A 4560-nucleotide genomic window follows, 5' to 3' on the forward strand; every position below is an offset into this window, starting at 1 on the left:
AAACCATGAAAACCAGCCTACCGCCCCTCGTCCCCGCTGCCGCCAAGGCAACGCCCCACAGCCCGCTTCGGGGATGGCCTTTGCTGCGCCTGGGGTTCCGGCCTTTTTACCTGTGTGCGGCGCTGCTGGCCTGTGTGGCGGTGCCGGTCTGGGTGGCCGCGCTACTCGGCGGCATCCAGCTCAACTTGCCCGTGGCGCCGCTGCTGTGGCATGCCCATGAAATGCTGTTCGGGTTCGCCACGGCGGTAATCGTTGGCTTCTTGTTGACGGCCGTGAAGGCTTGGACCGGGTTGGCCACGCCGCGCGGCGCGGCCCTGGCCGGCTTGGCATTGCTCTGGCTGGCCGCCAGGGTGGCGGCAGTGGCCGCGCCCTATGCGGTGTACGCAATGCTCGACGCCGCGCTGCTGCCCGTGGTCGCCGCTGTTCTTCTGGAGATCCTGCTGCGCGCGCACAACCGCCGCAACCTGCCTTTGGTCGGGATTCTGCTGCTGCTGTCGGTGGCCAATGCGCTGTTCCATTTGGCGGTCCTCGGCGCCGTGGACCTGCCGCCGGTGCGCGCGCTGTACGCGGGCCTCGCGCTGATCGTGATGATCGAGTGCGTGATCGCCGGGCGCGTGGTGCCGGCCTTCACCATGGGCGTGAACCCGGGGCTCAAGATCACGGTGCACCGTGCAATTGAAGGCGCAACGCTGGCGGTCACGGGCTTGGCGCTCGCGCTGTGGGTGCTGGCGCCACCCGGGCCGGCCACGCTGGCGGCCTTTGCGCTGGCGGCAGTGCTGCACGGCGCACGCCTGTGGCAGTGGCACCCGCGGGCTGCGCTAAGCCGCCCGATCCTGTGGATCCTGCACGCGTCGTATGCGTGGATTCCCGTGGGTTTTGCGATGCTGGCATGCGCCCAGATCGGGGCGGTCAGCATGTCGGCGGGCGTGCATGCGCTCGCCGTGGGGGCCACGGGTGGGCTCATCATCGGCATGGTCACGCGCACGGCGCGCGGCCACACCGGCCGGCCGTTGCAGGCGTCCCGGGCGGAAGTGCTGGCCTATGCGCTGGTGATGGCTGCCGCCGTGCTGCGCGTGCTGGTGCCGCTGGCTGCGCCGCAGTGGTATGCCGCCGCCCTGGTGGGCGCGGCGCTGGCCTGGTCGAGCGCGTTCGCGATCTATCTGGTCCTCTTCACCCCCTGGCTGACCGCCAGCCGGCTGGACGGCAAGGACGGCTGAAGGCCGTGCGTCGCGCTGCGGGACTATGCCGCTACAGGCCGAGCGACAGCAGCGCCGCTTCCGACATCCGGGAGCGGTCCCAGGGCGGGTCAAACACCAGGCGGACCGTGATCTCGCCGACGTGGGGCACCGCCAGCACCTTGTCGCAGACCTCGTCGGCCATGGTTTCGCCCATGCCGCAGCCCGGCGCTGTCAGGGTCAGGTCGATCAGCACGCGCACCTGGCCGTCTTCCATCGGTTCAAAGTCGCACCGGTAGACCAGGCCCAGCTCGACGATATCCACGGGAATTTCGGGGTCGTAACAGGTCTTGAGGGCCTGCCAGACCAGACTGCTCACCTCGTCGGGGCCGACCGTGTCGGGCACCGGCGCGATCTCGGGGGGCGGTTTTCCGATGGCGTCGGCGTCGGCCCCCTTGAGCCGCACCAGCTGCCCATCGACCAGCAGCGTGAAGGACGAACCCAGGGCCTGCGTGACCTGCGCCAAGGCGCCGGCAGGCAGCTCCATCGGCGAGCCGTCGGGGACGCGCTCCACGCGCACCGGCCGGCGGATCTGCACGTCTTCACGGTGTCGTTTCATCATGGTCGCTCCTGGGATGGGGCAGTTCGGTGGTCGCGACCTGCGGAGCCTCCGCGAGCGCGTGCATGAGCGCATGCCAGCCCAGCAAAGCGCACTTGATGCGGCTGGGGTAGCGGCGCACGCCCGCCAGGCTGACGAGCTTGCCCAGCTGGGTTTCCTCGGGCTCGGTCTGGCCGGTGAGCACGGCACGGAAATGCTGCTGCAGCTGCCGCGCGGCCTCCACGTCGCGGCCTTTGACGGCCTCGCCCATCATCGACGCGGACGCAATACAGATGGCGCAGCCCTGGCCGCTGAAGCGGATGTCGTGCACCTGGCCCGCCTGAATGTCCAGTTCAACGCTGAGGTCGTCGCCGCACTGCGGGTTCGTGCCGCGCGCCCGGTGGGTAGGGGCGGCGAGGTGGCCGAAGTTGCGCGGCGCGCGCTTGTGGTCCAGCACGACGTCCTGGTACAGGTCGGTTTCGGCGTTGGTCATTGCAGCACCTCCAGCGCGCGCGCAACGCCCGCGACCAGGCGCTCGACCTCATCGTGCGTGTTGTAGAGCGCGAACGACGCGCGCGTCGTCGGGCCCAGGCCCAGGTGGTCGAGCAGCGGCTGGGCGCAGTGGTGGCCGGTGCGCACCGCGATGCCTTGTTCGTCGAGCAGCGTGCCGATGTCGTGCGGGTGCACGCCGCGTGCCACGAAGGAGACGATGGCCGATTCGGCCGCCCACGGTGACAGCACCGTGATGTCGTCAATTGCGGCCAGGCCCGCTGCCGCGTGGGCGCGCAGCGCCGCCACATGCGCGTCGATGCCGCTGCGGCCAACCGCGTCGATGAAGGCGGCCGCGGCCGCCATGCCCACGGCGCCCGCGACATGGGGCGTGCCGCCCTCGAGCCGGCTGGGCAGTGCGGCAAAACCGGCATCGGTGTAGCTCACCCAGTCGACCATGTCGCCGCCGTAGCGCAGCGGTGCCAGGCGCTCCAGCGCTGCCAGGCGGCCGACCAGGGCGCCCGTGCCCATGGGGCCGTGCATCTTGTGGCCCGAAAAGGCCATGAAGTCGCAAGCCAGCGCCGACAGATTGGGCACGGCGTGCGCCATGGCCTGCGCCGCGTCGAGCACGGTGAGCGCGCCCGCCTGCGCGGCCAGCGCGAGCAGCGCCTCGAACGGCGGCCGCTCGCCGGTGGCGTTGGCGCAGGCCGTGAGCGCGAACACCCGGGTGCGCGGCGTCAACAGCCGGACCAGGTCTTCGGGGTGCAGCCGGCCCTGCGCGTCGGGCAACAGCACGCGCAGGGCCGCGCCGCTGCGCCGCACCGCCTGCTGCCAGGGCACGAGGTTGGCGTGGTGTTCCAAGCCGCTGACAATGATCTCGTCGCCGGGCTGCAGAAAAGCGCTGCCCGCAGCTGCAGCCGACAGCCCGTGCGCCACCAGGTTCAGCGCCTCGGTCGTGCCCGACGTGAAGACCAGCTCGTGCCCGGCGCCCGCGCCGACGAAGCGCTTGAGTGCGCTGCGCGCCTGCTCGAAGGCGTCGGTGGCGCGCTGGCTCAGCGCGTGCACGCCGCGGTGGATGTTGGCGCGGTCGTGCACCTCGAAATTGCGCATGGCGGCCAGCACCGGCAGCGGCACCTGCGTCGTGGCAGCGTTGTCGAGATAAGCCAGCGCCGCGCCGTGGATGCGCTGCGCCAGCACCGGAAACTGGCTGCGCACCCCGCTCGCCAGGGTGTCGGGGGCGGTGGCCAAGTCCGGCAGGAAGTGCATTTCACCCATGGTGCGGCTCCTGCGCTGCGGCCAGGTGGCGCGCGATGGTGCGTGCCAGCAGGCCGTCGGCCAGCAGCGTGGCCAGTGTTTCGGCGTCATCAAAGCAGCGCTCCAGCAGTGCGGTGGCCATGCCTTCGATGATCAGCGCGCGCGCGCTGGCTTCGTCCAGGCCGCGCTGGCGGGCATAGAACAAGGCGTCCTCGGGCAGTGCGCCCCAGGTGGCGCCGTGCGCAGCCTGCACCTTGTCGTGGTGGATTTCGAGGTGCGGGCGCAGCACCAGCCGCGGCTGGCCTGCCAGCGGGATGCCGCTCAAACGCTGGCGCGCGTCGGCCCCGTCCGCGCCCGGTGCGATGCAGGTGTGGGCATTGGCGACGGCGTGGGCCTTGCCGCTGGCCAACACCAGGGCCTCGACGGCGCTGGCGGTGTGGGCGGCGCTGTGCGATGTCTGGACCTGCTGCTCGAGCGCTGCACCGCCGGCAAACAGCACACCGGCCGTGCGTGCGCTGGCCTGCGTACCCTGCAGCTGCAGTGCCGTGCGCTGCAGGTGGTACTGGCTGCCTGAGGCGACCAGCGCCTGGTGGTAGTGCGCGCCCCGGCCCAGCTGCGCATGCACGAGGTGGGCGACCTGATCGTCCGCGCCCGGGGTGGCCACGCGCAGGTGCTGCAACGTGGCGCCGGGCGCCAGGCGCAGGTGGATGTGCAGGTTCTGCGCCAGCCTCTGCCCGCATTGCGCCGGCACGCGTTCGTGCGTCTCGATCAGCATGCAGCGCACGCCTTCTGCCACGTCCACCACGAGCAGCGGCGCTTCGACTGCGGCGCGCGGCTGGTGGCGCAGCTGCAGCCAAACCGTCTCGCCCGAAGGGGCACCGGGGGCGCCGTCGATGCGCAGGCGCAGACCCTGGCGGCACAGCGCGCGGTGCGCCCAGGCAAAGGGGGCGGCGTCGCCCTCGCCGGGCAGCGGCACGCCGGCAAACAGCTCGGCGCGCTGCTGCGGGTCGCCCGCGTCCAGCCAGCGCGCGCTGACGCTGTGGT

The 4560-nt window shown here is 71.5% G+C and carries 5 protein-coding genes; 1 reads left to right on the forward strand and 4 read right to left on the reverse strand.

All coding sequences use genetic code 11. The annotated features are described in order from the left end of the window. The first annotated feature begins 5 nt into the window (after nt 1–5). The gene (locus B2J89_RS20750) at nt 6–1217 is read left to right on the forward strand and encodes an NnrS family protein (protein ID WP_169170748.1); all 1212 of its coding nucleotides are present in this window, start codon (nt 6–8) and stop codon (nt 1215–1217) included. 31 nt (nt 1218–1248) lie between these two features. Here the strand turns inward: B2J89_RS20750 and sufT are convergent, their stop codons facing one another. From sufT to B2J89_RS20770, 4 genes are all read right to left on the reverse strand, one after another. Next, a complete protein-coding gene (gene sufT, locus B2J89_RS20755) occupies nt 1249–1794 on the reverse strand; it encodes a putative Fe-S cluster assembly protein SufT (protein ID WP_169170749.1) in 546 nt (181 codons plus the stop codon). Further along, nucleotides 1778–2266, reverse strand: coding sequence for a Fe-S cluster assembly sulfur transfer protein SufU (sufU, locus tag B2J89_RS20760; RefSeq protein WP_169170746.1), 489 nt, complete (start codon nt 2264–2266; stop codon nt 1778–1780). Before sufU ends, sufT begins: the two co-directional genes overlap by 17 nt. Next, on the reverse strand, nt 2263–3528 hold the full coding sequence (locus B2J89_RS20765; protein WP_169170750.1) for an aminotransferase class V-fold PLP-dependent enzyme: 1266 nt from the start codon (nt 3526–3528) through the stop codon (nt 2263–2265). Before B2J89_RS20765 ends, sufU begins: the two co-directional genes overlap by 4 nt. A 1-nt stretch (nt 3529) precedes the next feature. Beyond that, nucleotides 3530–4560: SufD family Fe-S cluster assembly protein (locus B2J89_RS20770; protein ID WP_169170747.1), on the reverse strand; the 1031-nt coding region annotated here is incomplete at its 5' end.

It is taken from the genome of Acidovorax sp. SRB_24, from assembly GCF_012931925.1.